Below are 1094 nucleotides of genomic sequence, written 5' to 3' on the forward strand. Positions count from 1 at the left end.
GGATCCCGATACAAGCGCTGTTTTACGACACCTCGCAAACCGGCGCATTGCTCGGCGCACAGAGGGATCAGCGTGATTACTTCACTGCCACCGGGGACTGGTTGCCGGTCCTGCGCATGGATCTGCATCAGCCACCCGGCGCGGTGTTCGGCTTCAACCTGCAGGACCAGTTGTACAACGGCTATGAGGTCGCTTCGCGATTGAACGCGCGATACGCCGATACGTCTCCCAACTGTCGAGGTGATACCGCTGCGTATAACTGCAATGGCGTGTTGATACGTATCACCGATGCATCGCCAGCGTTTCATGCATGGAATCCCAGCCCGGGCTCTACCCTGCGAAACGCAGTGGCGTTCTCCTACCTGCGTTCCGATGTTTTCGCATCCAGACTCGTCTATGGCAAGAATCAGGGTTTGATCATCAAAGAGCTGGCAGCCCCCGTCGCTTACCCTCTCACGCTGCGCTGCGCGTTTCCATTTGATGGAGGAACCGACTTCAGATCATCCGGTTGCAACGAGCATAGCTACGATCTGGTGCGAAGCAGGCCTTGTGAAGAACAAGGGATCAGCACTGGCGAACAATGGGTAGACCTTTTTTACACGCTCTCTCACAAGAGCACTGGCTGCAGCTTCAACAGCAGCCCGGCACAGTTCGAGCAGAGCATCGTGGCGCGTTCCTTTCTGAACGCAACCGATCAGAGCCAGCACAACGAGGTCGTCATCGCCTCGTGGCCGCAAGACATCGGCGCTCAACTTCCCCTTGAGGCTTTTTTCTATATCGCGGCCGCTGGAAAGGCCAATGCGGCTTTTTTTCAGCAAGACTTCTTTCAGCAGACCGGTCGTTTTCTGCCCGTTGTGCATTTGAATCTTGCGGCAGATACAGGCCATGAATTCGCCTACGACCCTGCCGACCAAAGTGTTTCAGAGACCGCCCTGCAGAACCCACTACCTCACTCGGCAACGTTGGAGTATTCCCGATGAACACTCCCATTTCGTTGCTCAAGCAACTGCTGCTCACCCTCTGGCTTTTCAGCACCCTCGCCTTCGCCGCCACCGGCCCGGAAGTGGCCAAGCTGCTCAATACGCGCTATCAAT

At 56.3% G+C, this 1094-nt stretch carries 1 pseudogene; it reads left to right on the forward strand.

Annotated features, from left to right (window positions below):
* Positions 1-980: pseudogene (locus M0814_RS28935) on the forward strand (hypothetical protein); the annotation flags it as partial.
* Positions 981-1094: the final 114 nt, after the last annotated feature.

Source organism: Pseudomonas sp. MWU12-2020, from assembly GCF_023100605.1.
Lineage (GTDB): Bacteria > Pseudomonadota > Gammaproteobacteria > Pseudomonadales > Pseudomonadaceae > Aquipseudomonas > Aquipseudomonas fluorescens_H.